Annotated in this window: 16 protein-coding genes and 1 pseudogene; 10 read left to right on the top strand and 7 right to left on the bottom strand. The window is 72.7% G+C overall.

Annotated elements, in window-relative coordinates; genetic code table 11:
- The first annotated feature begins 28 nt into the window (after window positions 1-28).
- The 9 genes from AC3IYI_RS20035 (at window position 29) to AC3IYI_RS19995 (ending at window position 9,209) form a co-directional block, all read left to right on the top strand.
- A complete protein-coding gene (locus AC3IYI_RS20035) occupies window positions 29-196 on the top strand; it encodes an Lrp/AsnC family transcriptional regulator (protein ID WP_489411445.1) in 168 nt (55 codons plus the stop codon).
- A gap of 44 nt (window positions 197-240) precedes the next feature.
- Window positions 241-1,086, top strand: coding sequence for a DUF2797 domain-containing protein (locus AC3IYI_RS20030; RefSeq protein WP_489411444.1), 846 nt, complete (start codon window positions 241-243; stop codon window positions 1,084-1,086).
- Window positions 1,087-1,258: 172 nt separating this feature from the next.
- Window positions 1,259-1,600, top strand: coding sequence for an antibiotic biosynthesis monooxygenase family protein (locus AC3IYI_RS20025; protein ID WP_489411443.1), 342 nt, complete (start codon window positions 1,259-1,261; stop codon window positions 1,598-1,600).
- Window positions 1,581-2,462, top strand: a complete 882-nt coding sequence (locus AC3IYI_RS20020; protein ID WP_489411442.1) for an amidohydrolase family protein — start codon at window positions 1,581-1,583, stop codon at window positions 2,460-2,462. Before AC3IYI_RS20025 ends, AC3IYI_RS20020 begins: the two co-directional genes overlap by 20 nt.
- A gap of 76 nt (window positions 2,463-2,538) precedes the next feature.
- The gene (locus AC3IYI_RS20015; RefSeq protein ID WP_489411441.1) at window positions 2,539-3,306 is read left to right on the top strand and encodes a response regulator transcription factor; all 768 of its coding nucleotides are present in this window, start codon (window positions 2,539-2,541) and stop codon (window positions 3,304-3,306) included.
- Window positions 3,306-4,982, top strand: coding sequence for a sensor histidine kinase (locus AC3IYI_RS20010; protein WP_489411440.1), 1,677 nt, complete (start codon window positions 3,306-3,308; stop codon window positions 4,980-4,982). Before AC3IYI_RS20015 ends, AC3IYI_RS20010 begins: the two co-directional genes overlap by 1 nt.
- 25 nt (window positions 4,983-5,007) lie before the next feature.
- Window positions 5,008-6,273, top strand: a complete 1,266-nt coding sequence (locus AC3IYI_RS20005) for a bifunctional glycosyltransferase family 2/GtrA family protein (protein ID WP_489411439.1) — start codon at window positions 5,008-5,010, stop codon at window positions 6,271-6,273.
- Window positions 6,273-8,492 carry a glycosyltransferase family 39 protein gene (locus AC3IYI_RS20000; protein ID WP_489411438.1) on the top strand — a complete coding sequence of 740 codons (2,220 nt, stop codon included), beginning with the start codon at window positions 6,273-6,275 and terminating at the stop codon, window positions 8,490-8,492. Before AC3IYI_RS20005 ends, AC3IYI_RS20000 begins: the two co-directional genes overlap by 1 nt.
- A 60-nt stretch (window positions 8,493-8,552) precedes the next feature.
- Window positions 8,553-9,209, top strand: a complete 657-nt coding sequence (locus tag AC3IYI_RS19995) for a TetR/AcrR family transcriptional regulator (RefSeq protein WP_489411437.1) — start codon at window positions 8,553-8,555, stop codon at window positions 9,207-9,209.
- 15 nt (window positions 9,210-9,224) lie between these two features.
- Here AC3IYI_RS19995 and AC3IYI_RS19990 read toward each other — a convergent pair.
- Window positions 9,225-10,754 (bottom strand): annotated as a pseudogene (locus AC3IYI_RS19990) (MDR family MFS transporter); the annotation flags it as partial.
- Between the two features lie 83 nt (window positions 10,755-10,837).
- Window positions 10,838-11,311 (bottom strand): MarR family winged helix-turn-helix transcriptional regulator, encoded by a 474-nt coding sequence (locus AC3IYI_RS19985; protein WP_489411436.1) that lies wholly within the window; start codon window positions 11,309-11,311, stop codon window positions 10,838-10,840.
- 119 nt (window positions 11,312-11,430) lie between these two features.
- Here AC3IYI_RS19985 and AC3IYI_RS19980 point away from each other — a divergent pair, with 119 nt between their 5' ends.
- On the top strand, window positions 11,431-11,670 hold the full coding sequence (locus AC3IYI_RS19980; RefSeq protein ID WP_489411435.1) for a hypothetical protein: 240 nt from the start codon (window positions 11,431-11,433) through the stop codon (window positions 11,668-11,670).
- Window positions 11,671-11,685: 15 nt separating this feature from the next.
- Here AC3IYI_RS19980 and AC3IYI_RS19975 read toward each other — a convergent pair whose 3' ends face one another.
- The 5 genes from AC3IYI_RS19975 to AC3IYI_RS19955 form a co-directional block, all read right to left on the bottom strand.
- On the bottom strand, window positions 11,686-12,519 hold the full coding sequence (locus tag AC3IYI_RS19975; RefSeq protein ID WP_489411434.1) for a hypothetical protein: 834 nt from the start codon (window positions 12,517-12,519) through the stop codon (window positions 11,686-11,688).
- 85 nt (window positions 12,520-12,604) lie between these two features.
- The gene (locus AC3IYI_RS19970; protein WP_243341827.1) at window positions 12,605-13,459 is read right to left on the bottom strand and encodes an RNA polymerase sigma factor SigF; all 855 of its coding nucleotides are present in this window, start codon (window positions 13,457-13,459) and stop codon (window positions 12,605-12,607) included.
- Window positions 13,460-13,705: 246 nt separating this feature from the next.
- Window positions 13,706-14,620 carry an RNA polymerase sigma factor SigF gene (locus AC3IYI_RS19965; RefSeq protein WP_489411595.1) on the bottom strand — a complete coding sequence of 305 codons (915 nt, stop codon included), beginning with the start codon at window positions 14,618-14,620 and terminating at the stop codon, window positions 13,706-13,708.
- Between the two features lie 402 nt (window positions 14,621-15,022).
- Complete coding sequence (locus tag AC3IYI_RS19960; RefSeq protein ID WP_489411433.1) at window positions 15,023-15,184, bottom strand: hypothetical protein; 162 nt, start codon at window positions 15,182-15,184, stop codon at window positions 15,023-15,025.
- Between the two features lie 390 nt (window positions 15,185-15,574).
- Window positions 15,575-15,895 carry a hypothetical protein gene (locus AC3IYI_RS19955; RefSeq protein WP_403712156.1) on the bottom strand — a complete coding sequence of 107 codons (321 nt, stop codon included), beginning with the start codon at window positions 15,893-15,895 and terminating at the stop codon, window positions 15,575-15,577.
- Window positions 15,896-15,911 lie beyond the last annotated feature (16 nt).

Genomic DNA, 15,911 nt, shown 5'->3' with positions numbered 1-15,911 from the left:
GGTGTGCGGGGACGCAGGAGGAAGTTCGGTGGACGACATCGACCGGGCGCTGATCCAGCGCCTCCAGGAGGACGCGGGCCAGCCGTACGCGGCGCTGGCGGCGTCCGTCGGGCTCGCCGCGGCCATCGGCGGTGTCAGCGGGACCCAGGTCACCGTCGTCCCGGAGATCTTCTTCGAGCGGCCGCTCCCCCTGTGACCTGGTGGTGCACCGGCCTCCGGTGGAATGACGGCCGGCCCGCCATGGGCTGGTACGGGCGGGGACCGGGACGGGGAGAGCGCACCAGCCTCCTCGCGTACGGGCAGCCGCTCGCCTTCGCCGCCAGGGGAGAGCGGCACTGCCTCGGCATCCGAAGGGCCGGACGGCGGACGCCCTGCCCGACGGAGCGGACCGTTCCCGGCCGGACGGGGAACGCCCAGTGCCCCGAGTGCGCCGGCCTGGACCGTTCCTTCTCGGTGGCGGCCGACACCAACGCCGGTGATCCGCGTACCTACCGGGTGTACCTCGCCTGGTTCGGGACCGGGCTGGTCAAGGTCGGCATCACCGCCGAGGAGCGCGGGTCCGTCCGGCTGCTGGAGCAAGGGGCGGTGGCCTGGGCCTGGCTGGGGCGCGGGCCGCTGATGGCGACCCGCCGGACCGAGGAGCTGCTGCGTTCCGCGCTCGGAGTGCCAGACCGGATCGGTTATGCCCGTAAGCGGTCCGTGCGGGGAGAGCTGCCGCCGGTGCCCGAGCGGGCGGCGGAGGTCGCGGCCCTGCACGCACGGGCGGCCGCGCTGGAGGGGTGGCCGGAGTCGCTGGAGAGGCTGGAGTGCGAGGTGACCGACCACGCCGGGGCGTTCGGGCTCGCCGCGCTGCCCGGCCCTGCCCGGGTGATCACCGAGATGGTGCCCGGCGGGACCGTCGCGGGCCGGCTCGTCGGGGCCGCGGGGCCCGATCTCCACTTCGCCGACGGGCTGGTCGTGGACACCCGGCTGCTCGCGGGCTGGGAACTGGTGGCGCCCGGGGAGGGCGATGTCACCGATGTGCCCGTGGCAGGGATCCCCAGCACCGGGCGGGACACCGCCGCCGCGCAGGACGGGCTGTTCTGACCCGACCGACCGACCGACCGACCGACCTGACCGACCTGACTGCCCCGACCGACCGACCGACTGCCCGCCCGACCCGGTGAGGAGTGGGGCAAGGTCAAAACTTGGATCCCTTTGGCCGTCCGGGCCGCTTTCCGGTGGACATACCACGTACCGGCCGCAGAGGGTGGTGGGCATGACCATTCAGCCCGTGCAGGCTTTCGAACCGCCCTATGTCATCAGTGTGTTCACCAGCGTCCGGACCCCCGAGGACAGCGGCTACCCCGAGACGCTCGAGCGGATGACCGAGCTCGTCAGCGGGAACCCGGGTTTCCTCGGCTACGAGTCCGCGCGGACGCCCGGCGGGCTCGGGATCACCGTCGCCTACTTCCGCGACCACGAGTCCCTTGGCCTCTGGCGCCAGGAGATGGAGCACCAGGCGGCGATGAAGCAGGGTCGCGCCGACTGGTACGAGAGCTACACGCTGCACATCGCCACGGTCGAGCGGAGCCACGGCTTTGTCCGCGAAGACGGCTGAGGCCGTCCGGGTGTTCCGGGAGCGGCTCGGGGTGCCCGGGCTGGTCGACGTACACACCCACTTCATGCCCGAGCCGGTCCTGGACAAGGTGTGGGACTACTTCGACGCGGTCGGCCCGCTGACCGGCGTCGAATGGCCCATCACCTACCGGCACGAGGAGGAGCAGCGGGTCGCGCTGCTCCGGGAGTTCGGCGTTCGGGCCTTCACCGCCATGCTCTACCCGCACAAGCCGGCCATGGCCGCCTGGCTCAACTCCTGGTCCGCCGATTTCGCCGCCCGCACCCCCGACTGCCTGCACACCGCGACCTTCTTCCCGGAGGACGGGGTGCGGGAGTACGTCGGCCAGGCCGTCGCGGCGGGGGCCCGGGTCTTCAAGGCCCACCTCCAGGTGGGCGGGTACGACCCCACCGACGACCGGCTCGACCCGGTCTGGGGTCTCCTCGCCGAGGCCGGGATCCCGACGGTCGTGCACTGCGGTTCGGGGCCCGTCCCGGGGAAGCACACCGGACCGGAGCCGATCGCCCGGCTACTGGCCCGCCACCCCCGGCTGCCGCTGATCGTCGCGCACATGGGGATGCCGGAGTACGCGGACTTCCTCGACCTCGCCGACCGGTACCCCGAGGTCCGCCTCGACACCACCATGGCCTTCACCGACTTCTCGGAGCAGTTCAGCGGCTTCCCGCCGCAGGACCGCGGCCGGCTCGCCGACCTCGGCGACCGGATCCTGCTGGGCACCGACTTCCCGAACATCCCCTACCCCTACGAGCACCAGCTCGATGCCCTCGAACGGCTCGGCCTCGGCGACGCCTGGCTGCGCGCCGTCTGCCACGACAACGGAGCCCGGCTCTTCCACCTGGCCTGAGGGGCGGGAGGGGTTTCTCAGGGAATTCACAGGTTCAGGCAAGAGCGCTCTCACCGGCGGCGGCCAGCGTGTACGCATGACTGCGACGACCACTTCCCACGCGTCCACGTCCACCGCCAGCCACACGGCCCTCGTCCGGCCCGATGGCAGCCCCTGCCGGGTCCTCGTCGTGGACGACGAGGCCGCCCTCTCCGAGCTGCTCTCGATGGCCCTGCGCTACGAGGGCTGCGAGGTCCGCAGCGCGGGCGACGGTGCGGGCGCGGTGCGCGCGGCGCGGGAGTTCCGGCCCGACGTCGTCCTGCTCGACATCATGCTCCCCGACATGGACGGGCTGGCCGTCCTGGGCCGCCTTCGGCGGGAGCTCCCGCACGTCCCGGTGCTGTTCCTGACAGCGAAGGACTCGGTCGAGGACCGCATCGCGGGTCTGACGGCGGGCGGCGACGACTACGTCACCAAGCCCTTCAGCCTGGAGGAGGTCGTCGCCCGGCTGCGCGGCCTGGTCCGGCGCTCCGGTGCGGCGCAGGCCGCGCGCGGCGGGTCGGTGCTGGAGGTCGGTGACCTGCGGCTCGACGAGGACAGCCACGAGGTGACTCGGGGCGGTCAGGACGTCCACCTGACCGCGACCGAGTTCGAGCTGCTGCGCTACCTGATGCGCAACCCGCGCCGGGTGCTGAGCAAGGCGCAGATCCTGGACCGCGTGTGGTCGTACGACTTCGGCGGCCAGGCCAACGTGGTCGAGCTGTACATCTCCTACCTGCGGCGCAAGCTGGAGAGCGGAACCGGCCTCCCGCCGATGATCCACACCCGCCGCGGCGCCGGCTACCTGATCAAGCCGGCCGACTAGTGGCGGCCGCGCGGTCCCGCCGTCCCCGCCGGCCGGGCCGCCCCGCGCGTCCCTCCGGCCCCCGCCGCCCCCGCCGGAGCCGGCGGCCCTGGTCGCTGCGGACCCGGCTCGTCGTCTCGGCGGTGGCCCTCATCGCCGTCGTCGGCGCGGCCATCAGCACCGTCACCACCGTCGCGCTGCGCTCGTACCTGGTCGACAAGGTCGACCAACAGTTGCGCGTCTCCGTCGAGATGGCGAGCCGCCCGGGCGCGGGCAAGCCGAACCGGGGGAACAACGCCCTCGGCATCGTCCTGGCCCCCGGATCCCCGCTGGGCGCCGTCGGGGTCCGCCTGGACACCGCGGGCAAGACCGTCGAGAGCGTCCGCAGCCAGCGCAGCGCCGCCGTCGGCGGATCCGGGCCCGGCGGCCACCCGCCGCTCACCGCGGAGCAGGCCTCCGCCCTCGCCGAGGCCGCCCGCAAGGCCTCCCTCAAGACGGCCGGCGGCCCTCCCGGCGACCCGGTCGAACTGCACCTGCCCGGCCTCGGTGGCTACCGGGTCCTGACCGCGCCCGACGGCGGCGTCGGCAGCGACGGCAGTGTCGGCGCCCTCGGCAGCGACGGCGGCGTCGGCAGCATCGTGGTCGGCTTCCCGCTCGCCGAGGTCGACTCCACCGTGCACACCCTGATCGCCGTGGAAGTCTTCGTCACCCTCGCCGGGCTGATCGCGGCCTCCCTCGCCGGACAGGTCCTGGTCGGTGTCGCCCTGCGCCCGCTGCGACGGGTCGCCGCCACCGCCACCCGGGTCTCCGAACTCACCCTGCACAGCGGCGAGCCCGCCCTCCACGAGCGGGTCCCCGACGCCGAGGCCGACCCCCGTACCGAGGTCGGGCAGGTCGGCGCCGCCCTGAACCGGATGCTGGGCCACGTCTCCTCGGCCCTGACCGCACGCCAGCAGAGCGAGACCCGGGTCCGCCAGTTCGTCGCCGACGCCAGCCACGAGCTGCGCACCCCGCTGGCCTCGATCCGCGGCTACGCCGAACTGACCCGCCGGGGCCGCGAGGAGCCGGGCCCCGACACCCGGCACGCCCTCGGGCGGATCGAGTCCGAAGCCACCCGGATGACCGGTCTGGTGGAGGACCTGCTGCTGCTGGCCCGGCTCGACGCGGGCCGCCCGCTGTCCACCTGCGACACCGATCTGGCCCCGCTGGTCGTGGACGCCGTCAGTGACGCCAGGGCCGCCGGCCAGGACCACCACTGGCGCCTGGAACTCCCCGAGGAGCCGGCGCCCGTCCACGCCGACCCGGCCCGGATCCAGCAAGTGCTGGTGAACCTGCTGGCCAACGCCCGGACCCACACCCCGCCCGGCACCACCGTCACGGCGCATGTTTCACGTGAAACATCCGCCGTCCGGCTCCGGATCGAGGACGACGGCCCCGGCATCCCGCCCGAACTGCTGCCCCACGTCTTCGAGCGCTTCGCCCGGGGCGACGCCTCCCGCTCCCGCTCGGCGGGCTCCACCGGCCTCGGCCTGGCCATCGTGGCCGCCGTGGTCTCGGCCCACGGCGGCCACGTCGACGTCCGCAGCACCCCCGGCCACACCTCCTTCGAGGTCCTACTCCCCCTGGCCGACCCCGTTGCTCCCACTCCGGCGCAGCCGAACTCACAGACGGGCCACAGGGTCAGCACACAGCGGTGACAGCCCGGCCGGGGAGGGTCGGGGCATGCCTACCGACACCTCTCCCGGGGCGCTCCCGGTACGGGCGCCCCTCGCGCCGGTACCGGGCGAGCCCGTCCTCGACGTGGTGATCCCGGTCTTCAACGAGGAGACGGACCTCGGCCCCTGCGTGCGCAGGCTGCACGAGCACCTCACCCGGACCTTCCCGTACCCGTTCCGCATCACCATCGCCGACAACGCGAGCACCGACCGCACCCCCGAGGTCGCGGCCGCCCTCGCCGCCTCCGTGGCCGGGGTACGCAGCACTCGGCTGGAGCAGAAGGGCCGCGGCCGGGCCCTGCGCACGGTGTGGGGGGAGTCGGACGCGCCCGTCCTGGCCTACATGGACGTGGACCTCTCCACCGACCTCAACGCCCTGCTGCCGCTGGTCGCCCCGCTGATCTCCGGCCATTCCGACCTCGCCATCGGCACCCGCCTGGCCCGCTCCTCGCGGGTGGTCAGGGGAGCGAAGCGGGAGTTCATCTCCCGCGCCTACAACCTGCTCCTGCGCTCCTCGCTCTCCGCCCGCTTCAGCGACGCCCAGTGCGGCTTCAAGGCGATCCGCCGGGAGGTCGCGACCCGGCTGCTGCCGCTCGTGGAGGACTCCGGCTGGTTCTTCGACACCGAGCTGCTGGTCCTCGCCGAGCGGGCCGGGCTGCGGATCCACGAGGTCCCGGTGGACTGGGTCGACGACCCCGATTCCACCGTCCACATCGCCCGCACCGCCGCCGAGGACCTCAAGGGCGTCTGGCGGGTCGGCAGGGCGCTGGCCGTCGGCGCGCTCCCGCTGGACCGCCTCGCCCGCCCCTTCGGAGACGACCCGCGCGACCGCACCGCCCTGCCCGGGGTACCGCGCGGGCTGGCCCGCCAGTTGCTGGGATTCTGCGTGGTCGGAGCCCTGTCCACGCTCCTCTACCTGCTCCTCTACTCCGCGGCCCGGACCGCCGCCGGCCCCCAGCTCGCCAACGCCGCCGCGCTGCTGCTCTCCGCCGTCGCCAACACCGCCGCCAACCGCCGGCTCACCTTCGGCGTCCGTGGCCGGGCCCGCGCCGTGCGCCACCAGGCCCAGGGGCTCGTGGTGTTCGCCATCGGACTGGCCCTGACCAGCGGCTCGCTCGCCGCCCTCGGGGCCGCCACCGCCACGCCGGGGCACAGCACCGAGCTGGCCGTCCTGGTCACCGCCAACCTCGCCGCCACCGTGCTGCGGTTCCTGCTCTTCCGCGCCTGGGTCTTCCCCGAACGGCGCGCCACTTCCGCGAAGGACCACTCCTGATGACCACGGCAGCGCTACCGCTCCACCCGCCCTCCCCCGCCGCCCCGTCCCACAGGGCTGCCCGGACGCACGCCGCCCGGCCCGGCTGGGAACGCCCCGCCTTCCTCGGGCTGCTCCTCGCCACCGCCGTCCTGCTGCTGTGGGACCTGGGGGCCTCCGGCTACGCCAACTCCTTCTACTCCGCCGCCGTCCAGGCGGGCAGCGAGAGCTGGAAGGCCTTCTTCTTCGGCTCCTCCGACGCTGGGAACTCCATCACCGTGGACAAGCCGCCGGCCGCGCTGTGGCCGATGATGCTGTCCGTCCGGCTCTTCGGGCTCGGTGCGTGGCAGATCCTGGTCCCGCAGGCCCTCATGGGCGTCGGCACGACCGCCGTGCTCTACGCCGCCGTACGCCGCCAGTTCGGCCCGGTGGCGGCCCTGATCAGCGGAGCGGTCTTCGCGCTCACGCCCGTGGCCGCGCTGATGTTCCGCTTCAACAACCCCGACGCGCTGCTGACCCTGCTGATGACCGTCACCGTGTACTGCGTGCTCCGGGCCCTCGACGGGGCGCACACCACGTGGCTCGTCTGGGCCGGGGTCGCGGTCGGCTTCGCCTTCCTGACCAAGACCCTGCAGGCCTTCGTTATCCTTCCGCCCCTCGCCCTGCTGTACGCGGTCTGCGCGCCGACCCGGCTGCGCAGGCGCCTGGGCCAACTGCTGCTCTCCACGCTCGCGATGGTGGTGGCCGGCGGCTGGTGGGTGGCGGTCGTCGAACTGTGGCCCGCCTCCTCCCGCCCGTACATCGGGGGCTCGCAGACCAACTCCTTCCTGGAGCTGACCCTCGGCTACAACGGCCTCGGCCGGATCAACGGCGAGGAGACCGGCAGCGTCGGCGGCGGGGCCCGCACGGCCGCCGAGGGCATGACCGGCGGCCCCGGTGGCGGCCCCGGTGGGGGCGGCGGGATGAGCTGGGGAGAGACCGGCATCGACCGGCTGTTCTCCTCCAACATCGGCGGTCAGATCGGCTGGCTGCTGCCCGCCGCGCTGATCCTGCTCGTCGCGGGCCTCGTGGTCACCTGGCGGGCCCGCCGGGCCACCGACTCCCTGGAGGGCATGGCCCGCGCGGCGTTCCTGGCCTGGGGCGGGGCGCTGCTGATCACCGCGGTGGTCTTCAGCTTCATGCAGGGCATCTTCCACGAGTACTACACCGTCGCGCTGGCGCCCTACATCGCCGCCCTGGTCGGCATGGGCATCGCCGTCCTGTGGGAGGAGCGGGGCAGCCGGGCCGCCTCCCTCACGCTCTCCGGGACCCTCGCTCTCACGTCGTACTGGGCCTTCGTGTTGCTCGGCCGCTCCGCGGAGTACGTGCCGTGGTTGCGCTGGTTGGTCCTCGCTGCCGGACTCGGCACGGCCCTGCTGCTGCCGTTCGCCGCGCGGCTGGGCCGCCGCAGCGCACTCGGTGTGGTGGCAGTCGGCCTGGGCGTGGCCCTGGCCGGACCCCTGGCGTACTGCCTGAGCACGGTGACCACCCCGCACACGGGCTCGATCGTCACGGCGGGCCCCGCGGTCGCGGGCGGCCGTGGCGGCCCCGGCGGCGGGATGCGCGGCTTCGAGATGGCGGGCGGCGGCGGCACGCCCGCAGGCGGAGCCGCCCCGCAGGGCATGCCCCCGGGCGGAACCGCCGCGGGCGGCCAGGCACCCGGCGGCCAGGCACCCGGCGGCCAGGCCCAGGGCGGCCAGGCTCCCGACGGCAACCAGCCCGCCGACGGCGGCCGGAACACCCGGACCGGCGGCGGCCCCGGCGGCGGCATGGGCGGCCTGCTCGGCGGGACGAAGACCAGCGCCGAGGCCACGGCCGCGCTGCGCGCCGACGCGGACCGGTATACGTGGGCGGCGGCCGCCATCGGCTCGCAGAACGCGGCGAGTTACCAGCTCGCTTCGCAGCAGCCGGTGATGTCCATCGGCGGCTTCAACGGCAGCGACCCCTCTCCGACCCTGGAGCAGTTCAAGGAGTACGTGAGCGCCGGGAAGATCCACTACTTCATCGGCCAGAGCGGCACGGCAGCCGATGGTGCCGCGGCCACCGGCGAAACCGGGGGCGCCGAGACCGGCACCGCGACCCGTGGCGGGGGCGGCCCCGGCGGGGGCGTGAGCAGTTCCATCGAGACCTGGGTCAAGGCCAACTTCAAGGCCACCACCATCGGCGGAGCCACCTTCTACGACCTCACGTCCACCCCCTAGCATCAAGGGGGCGGACCGGGCATTCCGGGCTGGTCCCGTGCGTGCGAGGAGGATGCCTCCATGGTCACCCCGGCCGATCCCGGCACGGTCCGGACCAGCGTCTGGCTGGCCGTCCGGCCGGCCGCACCCGCCCGGCGGCGCAGCGAGGCCCCCGCCGGCCTCGACCGGGAGCGGATCACGGCGGCGGCCGTACGGCTGTTGGACGCCGAGGGGCTGGCCCGGTTCTCCATGAGGCGGCTCGCCGCCGGGCTCGGGGTCACCGCGATGTCCCTGTACTGGTACGTGGACACCAAGCACGATCTGCTCGAGCTCGCCCTGGACAGCGCCCTGGGCGAGCTCGGCGAACAGCAGGAGCCGGCCGGGCCGCCCGCGGAGGGCTGGCCCGGCCGGCTCCGTTCGCTGGCCCGGGGCTACCGCAGGCTGCTCGTGGACCACCCGTGGGTGGCCCCGCTCACCGCCGCGTACCCGAACATCGGCCCGCACGCCCGGGCCTTCGACGCCGCCCTGCACCGGCTGCTGGACGCCACGGGCCTGCCGGACGCCACCCGCACCGGGGCCCGGTTGGCCGTCTCCCAGTTCCTGCACGGCTGTGGGGGAACGGTCCGGCGGCCGCCCGACGGGGAGTTCTGCCTCGCGCTCGACGTCCTCATCGCCGGCATCCAGGCCCACACCGCCCCCGGCGCCCCCGCCGCCCCTGCCGAGCCCGCAGCCCCGTAGACCGCCCGGCTACTCCGCCGGGGCGGCGGCCGGCTCGTGGGCCGACGGCTTCGACTTCAGGGCGACCTCCTTGATGAACACCACCAGCACCAGCGCGAGCAGCGCGGTGGGGGCGGCGTAGAGGAAGACGTCGCCGACGCCGTGCCCGTACGCGGACTCGATGACCGTGCGGAAGGGCTCGGGCAGCTCGTCGAGATCGGGGATCGCGCCCCCGCCGGTGCCGCCGTGGCCCATGGCCGCCGCCTTCGGTCCGAGCGCGGCCAGGCCGTCCTGGACGTAGTGGGTGACCCGGTTGGCCATGACCGCGCCGAGGGCGGAGACACCCATCGCGCCGCCGAGCGAGCGGAAGAAGGTGACGACCGAGCTGGCGGCGCCGAGGTCCTCGCTGGCCACCTGGTTCTGGGAGGTGAGGACCAGGTTCTGCATCGTCATGCCGAGGCCGAGGCCGGTCAGCGCCATGAAGATCGCGATGTGCCAGTACGGGGTGTCGTACCGCAGGGTGCCCAGCAGGCCGAGTCCGGCCGTCAGGAGCACTCCGCCGGAGACGAGCCAGGCCTTCCACTTGCCGGTCTTGGTGATCACCTGCCCGGAAACGGTGGAGGAGACGAAGAGCCCGCCGATCATCGGAATCGTGAGGATTCCGGACATCGTGGGGGACTCGCCGCGGGCCAACTGGAAGAACTGGCTGAAAAACACGGTGCCCGAGAACATCGCGATGCCGACGAAGAACGAGGCCGCCGAGGCGAGGCTGATGGTCTTGTTGCGGAACAGGCGCAGCGGAATGATCGGGTCGCTCGCCCTGGACTCGACGAGGACGAAGAGCAGGCCGAGGGCGAGCGCGCCGCCGGTCATCGTCCAGGTCTGCCAGGAGATCCAGTCGTACGAGCTGCCGGCCTGGGTCACCCAGATCAGCAGGAGCGAGACGGCGCCGCTGATCAGGAAGGCGCCGAGCCAGTCGACCTTGACGTCGCGGCGGACGACGGGCAGGTGCAGGGTGCGCTGGAGCACGATCAGGGCGATGACGGCGAACGGGATGCCGACGTAGAAGCACCAGCGCCAGCCGAGCCAGCTCGTGTCGGTGATGACCCCGCCGAGCAGCGGGCCGCCGACGGTGGCGACGGCGAAGACCGCGCCGAGGTAGCCGCTGTACCGGCCGCGCTCGCGCGGGGAGATCATCGCGGCCATCACGATCTGGGCGAGGGCGGAGAGCCCGCCGACACCGATGCCCTGGACGACGCGGCAGGCGATGAGCATGCCGGTGTTCTGGGACATGCCCGCGACCATCGAGCCGAGGACGTAGATCACCAGGGATATCTGGACCAGCAGCTTCTTGCTGAAGAGGTCGGAGAGCTTGCCCCACAGCGGGGTCGACGCCGTCATCGAGAGCAGGGCCGCCGTGACCACCCAGGTGTACGAGGACTGGGTGCCGCCGAGGTCGCCGATGATCTGGGGCAGGGCGTTGGAGACGATCGTGGAGGACAGGATCGCCACGAACATGCCGAGCATCAGCCCGGAGAGCGCCTTCATGATCTGCGGGTGGGTCATGGGCGCGCTGTCGGACGTGGTCTCCGGCCGGCCGCCTCCCCGCACACCGGTGGGTGTGGTCGTAGCCATGTGTTTCCTTCGGTCTAGCTGTCTGGAAGCGTGAAGCCCGATCGGAGCCGGGCCAGCAGGATGTTGAGGTGGTCGACGTCCGCGTCGGACCAGTCGGCCAGGGCCTTCTCCAGCGCGCTGGTGTGGCGGGCGGCGAGCTCGGCGAGGAGGGCGCGGCCGGCCGGGGTCGGGCGCAGGATCCGGCAGCGGGCGTCGCCCGGGTCGGTGTCGCGGGTGATCCAGCCGCGGTCGGCGGTGTGCGCGACGTGCCGGCTGGTCACGGAGATGTCGACGGCCAGGTACTCGGAGAGGCGGCTGAGCCGCATCTCGCCGTGGCGGTCGAGCACCGTGAGCACGGCCGCCGAACCGGGAGGGCAGTCGGAGGGCAGGAGACGGGCGAGGTCGCGCTTGACGGCGCCGATGCCGGTGAGCTGACGGGCCAGTTCGGCGTAACGCGTGGCAGACGTGGCAGGCGTGGCAGCTGTGGTCGCCACGGGCGTTGCGGTCACCGGGACCCCCCTCCGAATGTCGTTGCTTCGGGCAACCATAAGAGCAGATGGTTGTTACAGGCAAATGAATCGGAGGGCTGGGCGGTAAAGGAATCGGAAAACCGGCTAGGGTCCTGCGCATGGCTGCGAATCACGACTCGAACCACAACTCACCGGCTCCCGAGGGTGACTACGACCCCGCGGGCAGCACCCAGATGTTCCGGGCGTTCGTCGACGAGCCGGTACCGGCTCCCGCCGTCCCGGGCTCGCGCATGCAGAACCGGGCCGCGCGCAAGTCGGGGCCGGGCGCGGGCCTGTGGATCGGCGTGGCCGTCGCCGCGGTGGTCCTGATCGCCGTGGTGGCCTGGCTCGCGCTCTGAGGCCCGGCCGCCGGCTCAGCTCCAGGTGGCCGTGACCTTCTGGGTCTCCACGCGCATGCCGAGGGTGACGCGCCAGGATTCGACGCAGATCCGGTAGGTCTGCGTCTTCGTCGTGCCGCCCGCGATCGGGGCGGGCAGCGGCTGGGTCGAGTTGATGGTGGCCCAGTCGACGCCCAGGGCGCCGATGATGTGCGTCGCGAAGCTGACCGTGCCCGACCGTGCCGCCGTGCTGCCGGTGTTGGTGAAGGCCACCGTGACCTGCTCGCACCAGCGTTCCGCCGTGGCGCTACGGGTGGGCGCGCCGATGCTCAGCTTCGCCGGCGTGGCCGGAGGCGGCGCGGGCGCGGACGGTATCGGCTTCGGGGGCGGGCTGGACGGCGTCCCGGGCTTGCCCCCCGGGGCGGTGGGGGGCGTCGTGCCGGGTGCGGTGCCGGGCGGGCTCCCGGAGCCGCCGGGGGGCGTGGCTGCGCCCCCGCCCGATGCGGAGCCGCCGGGGGGCCGGGACCCCGGGGCGCCGGGCTGCGTACCGCCAGGGGTCTCACCGGGGGTCTCGCCCGGGACCCCGCCCGGAGTGCCGGTCGGGACACCGGCCGGCGGGATGTCCGCCGAGGTGCTGCCCGACGTACCGCCGGCGGTCGCGGAGGATCCGGGCGACGCCCCGGGGAGCGACTGGAACTCGACCCGGGCCTTGGGCGCGACGTTCTCCCCGACGCCCCGCTCCGGGCCCGGAGCGGCCGCGCCCACGGCCACGTAACCCTCGCGTGCCGGGCTGCCGCAGCCGGTCAGGGCGGCGGCGGCAGCCGTGGCGCACAGGACGAGCAGGGCGGCTGGCCGGGATACCTTTCGCATCCCGGCAGTTTTCCTGACGCGCCGTCAATTGGGAAGCGGGTGCGATGGATTGCCCGAGCGCACCCGCACCCGGTGACCGTGGCGGCTACTCGCCGATCAGGCCGACGCGGAGCTGCGCGAGCGTGCGCGTGAGCAGCCGGGAGACGTGCATCTGGGAGATGCCGACCTCCTCGCCGATCTGCGACTGAGTCATGTTCGCGAAGAACCGCAGCATGATGATCTGCCGTTCCCGGGGCGGGAGCTTGGCCAGCAGCGGCTTGAGCGACTCGCGGTACTCGACGCCCTCCAGCGCGGTGTCCTCGTACCCGAGCCGGTCCGCGAGCGAGCCCTCGCCGCCCTCGTCCTCGGGAGAGGGCGAGTCGAGCGAGGAGGCGGTGTACGCGTTGCCCACGGCGAGGCCGTCGACGACGTCCTCCTCCGAGACTCCGAGCACGGCCGCGAGCTCCGGCACGGTCGGCGAGCGGTCGAGCTTCTGGGCGAGTTCGTCGCTGGCCTTGGTGAGGGCGAGGCGCAGCTCCTGGAGCCGGCGCGGGACGCGCACGGACCAGGAGGTGTCCCGGAAGAACCGTTTGATCTCACCGACGACCGTCGGCATGGCGAAGGTCGGGAACTCCACCCCGCGTTCGCAGTCGAACCGGTCGATGGCCTTGATCAGCCCGATCGTGCCGACCTGAACGATGTCCTCCATCGGCTCGTTGCGGCTGCGGAAGCGGGCCGCGGCGTAGCGCACGAGGGGGAGGTTCAGCTCGATCAGGGTGTCGCGCACGTACGTCCGCTCGGGACTGTCCGCGTCGAGGCCGGCGAGCCGCTTGAAGAGGGAGCGGGAGAGGGTGCGGGTGTCGATCCGGGTGTCGATGGCTTCCGAGCGGTGGGACACTGCCGGCACTTCACGCTGCTTGACGAGCGTGAGCACCTGTGAGCTGCCCTGGTCTACGGACATGCCACCCCCTTGAGGTCGCGGACGGTCGCGCTTCATCTGCGCGCCCGTCGGAGGAACGCAGCCTCCACCTGAATACCGGAGGCGGGGCTGCGGCAAACGCGGTTCCAGCAGAATGTCACATGTCGGCAACACGCTGTAGCGCCATGTCGACAAGTATCTCCAGCGACAGAACACGATAGGCCTGCTCTAGGGCGGGAATCTGCCGGTGTGTCAGGAAACGCGGAGAATGATCTCCACTCGATCCGGTTAGGCCTCGATCCTGTTTGCGGATCTCAGCCGGGCGAAGCTCCGGGCGAGGAGTCGGGAGACGTGCATCTGGGAGACGCCGAGCTCGGCGCTGATCTGCGACTGGGTCAGATTGTTGTAGTACCGCAGGAGGAGGATCCGCTGCTCGCGCTCGGGCAGTTGTACGAGGAGGTGGCGGACCAGGTCGCGGTGTTCCACGCCGGCCAGCTCGGGGTCCTCGTAGCCGAGGCGGTCGAGCAGGCCGGGGAGCCCGTCGCCCTCCTGGGCGGCCTCCAGGGAGGTCGCGTGGTAGCTGCGGCCGGCCTCGATGCAGGAGAGCACCTCGTCCTCGCTGATGCGCAGCCGCTCGGCGATCTCGGGGGTGGTCGGGGTCCGGCCGTGCAGGGTGGTGAGGTCCTCGGTGGCGGCGTTGACCTGGACCCACAGCTCGTGGAGGCGGCGCGGGACGTGGACGGTGCGGACGTTGTCGCGGAAGTACCGCTTGATCTCGCCCACGACGGTCGGCATCGCGAAGGTCGGGAACTGCACCCCGCGCTCGGGGTCGAACCGGTCGATCGCGTTGATCAGCCCGATCGTGCCGACCTGGATCACGTCCTCCATCGGCTCGTTGCGGCTGCGGAAGCGGGCTGCCGCGTACCGGACGAGCGGGATGTTGGCCTCGATGAGGGCCCCGCGGACCCGGGAGTGCTCGCTCGTGCCCGGCTGCAGGTCCTTCAGCTGCCCGAACAGGACCTGGGTGAGGGCCCGGGTGTCGGCGCCCCGGCTCTGCGGCCTGGGGGCGACCGGGGGCTCCTCGGGGGCCTCCTGCTGGGGCGGTACGTGGGACTCCTGCGGGGAGGCCTGCGGGGAGCCGGGGGGCGGGCCCTGGTGCGGGGTCTGGTGTGGGGTCTGCGGGGAGGCGAGGTGGGCCTGCAGGGCGGCCGGGTGGGGGCCCTGGTGCAGGGCCTGTGGGGTCTGCGGGGCGGCCGGGTGCGGGCCCTGGTGCAGGGCCTGCGGGGAGGCCTGGTGCGGAGCCTGGGCGGAGTCCCGGTGCGGTTCCTGTGGGTGCTCCTGCTGCGGGTCCTGCTGGGGCGGCACCTCGGGCGCAGTACTGGCCGGCACGGTCACGCCACCCCTTCACTTCACGTCATCAACTCATCCGTCAAAAGCGGTCATAGCATCACAAGACATGTGCGCTGTGTGCAAGCACCGTATATCGCCGTGTTGGGAGCAAATTGGGCATAACAGGGCATCTTGCCCCGTGTGCGGGAACGCAAAAGCCCCCCACCCGTCGGAGTGGGGGGCCGGGAAGTCCGGAAGCCGCTTCAGCGTACGGGTTCAGCGCACCAGTTCGGTCATGAACTCGCCGATCGCCGTTGCGGCATCCGAGATTCCTTGGAAGCCTATTTGCACCATATCGGCGGCTTTTACGGGCTGAGTGATGATGACGAAGAGGACGAAGACGACGAGGGCGCCCGAGATCAGCTTCTTGGTTTCCACGTGCGCTGTCGGCCTCCCCAACCGGTCCTGCAAGGTCGGGAGAGTCTAGCCCGTCGTGTTCGAACACTCACCCGGCCTTTAAGGACCAATGGCCCGGCGGCATAGGCCCTTTGCCGGTGTGCCTACGGCCTCGGCAGGCGCAGTATTGAACACGAGCCCACCGGTTCTGGCAGGAAATCGGTGAGCGAGGGACAGGACCTCACTGCGGGGTCCGAGCCGCAAGCTTCCCCCCTGACTGCGGCTTGGACTGGCAGGTTCCGTCCTCATCGGGGGAAGTGGCTTGTCCCCCCGATGCCACTTCCCCCGTCCCAACCGTTGAAGGTCCCGACTCAGGTCGGGGCCTTCTTCGCGTTGTCCGCCGAATGGCCGTGGGATCCGGGTCCGGTCCGCCTACTCCAGCCCGCCGGCCAGGTCGGCGATCGGCTGGACCGGGGCGATCACGGGCGCGAGCTGGTTCGGCAGCTCCATCAGCTGGTTGAGCTGGTTCAGGCCGCCGCTGACCTGCCCGCCGATCTCCTGCACGGAGGACGGGCTCGCCCCCTCCGGCATGCCCTGCGGCGCCGGCAGGTCCGGGAGGGTGAGCGGGGCGACGGGGGCGGCGGAGGCGGCGGGAGCCGCGAGGCCCGCGGCGGCCCCCGCGAGGGCGATGGCGGCGAGGATGCGCTGGGTCTTGGTCATGCCGTGACAACGGCCGAGGGCGCGGGCGGTCACGCGGATGTCCCTCGGA

The sequence above is a fragment of the Streptomyces sp. GL_148 genome (genome assembly GCF_057834205.1).
Note: the sequence above shows the minus strand (reverse complement) of the source record. Positions and strands in the feature narration are given on the sequence as shown.

What these genes read in the sequence shown, in the direction of transcription:
- AC3IYI_RS20030 (WP_489411444.1), top strand. Translation starts at nt 241, where the DNA reads ATGGGCTGGTACGGGCGGGGACCGGGACGGGGAGAGCGCACCAGCCTC.
- AC3IYI_RS20025 (WP_489411443.1), top strand. Translation starts at nt 1,259, where the DNA reads ATGACCATTCAGCCCGTGCAGGCTTTCGAACCGCCCTATGTCATCAGT.
- AC3IYI_RS20015 (WP_489411441.1), top strand. Translation starts at nt 2,539, where the DNA reads ATGACTGCGACGACCACTTCCCACGCGTCCACGTCCACCGCCAGCCAC.
- AC3IYI_RS20005 (WP_489411439.1), top strand. Translation starts at nt 5,008, where the DNA reads ATGCCTACCGACACCTCTCCCGGGGCGCTCCCGGTACGGGCGCCCCTC.
- AC3IYI_RS20000 (WP_489411438.1), top strand. Translation starts at nt 6,273, where the DNA reads ATGACCACGGCAGCGCTACCGCTCCACCCGCCCTCCCCCGCCGCCCCG.
- AC3IYI_RS19995 (WP_489411437.1), top strand. Translation starts at nt 8,553, where the DNA reads ATGGTCACCCCGGCCGATCCCGGCACGGTCCGGACCAGCGTCTGGCTG.
- AC3IYI_RS19980 (WP_489411435.1), top strand. Translation starts at nt 11,431, where the DNA reads ATGGCTGCGAATCACGACTCGAACCACAACTCACCGGCTCCCGAGGGT.
- AC3IYI_RS19975 (WP_489411434.1), bottom strand. Translation starts at nt 12,519, where the DNA reads ATGCGAAAGGTATCCCGGCCAGCCGCCCTGCTCGTCCTGTGCGCCACG.
- AC3IYI_RS19970 (WP_243341827.1), bottom strand. Translation starts at nt 13,459, where the DNA reads ATGTCCGTAGACCAGGGCAGCTCACAGGTGCTCACGCTCGTCAAGCAG.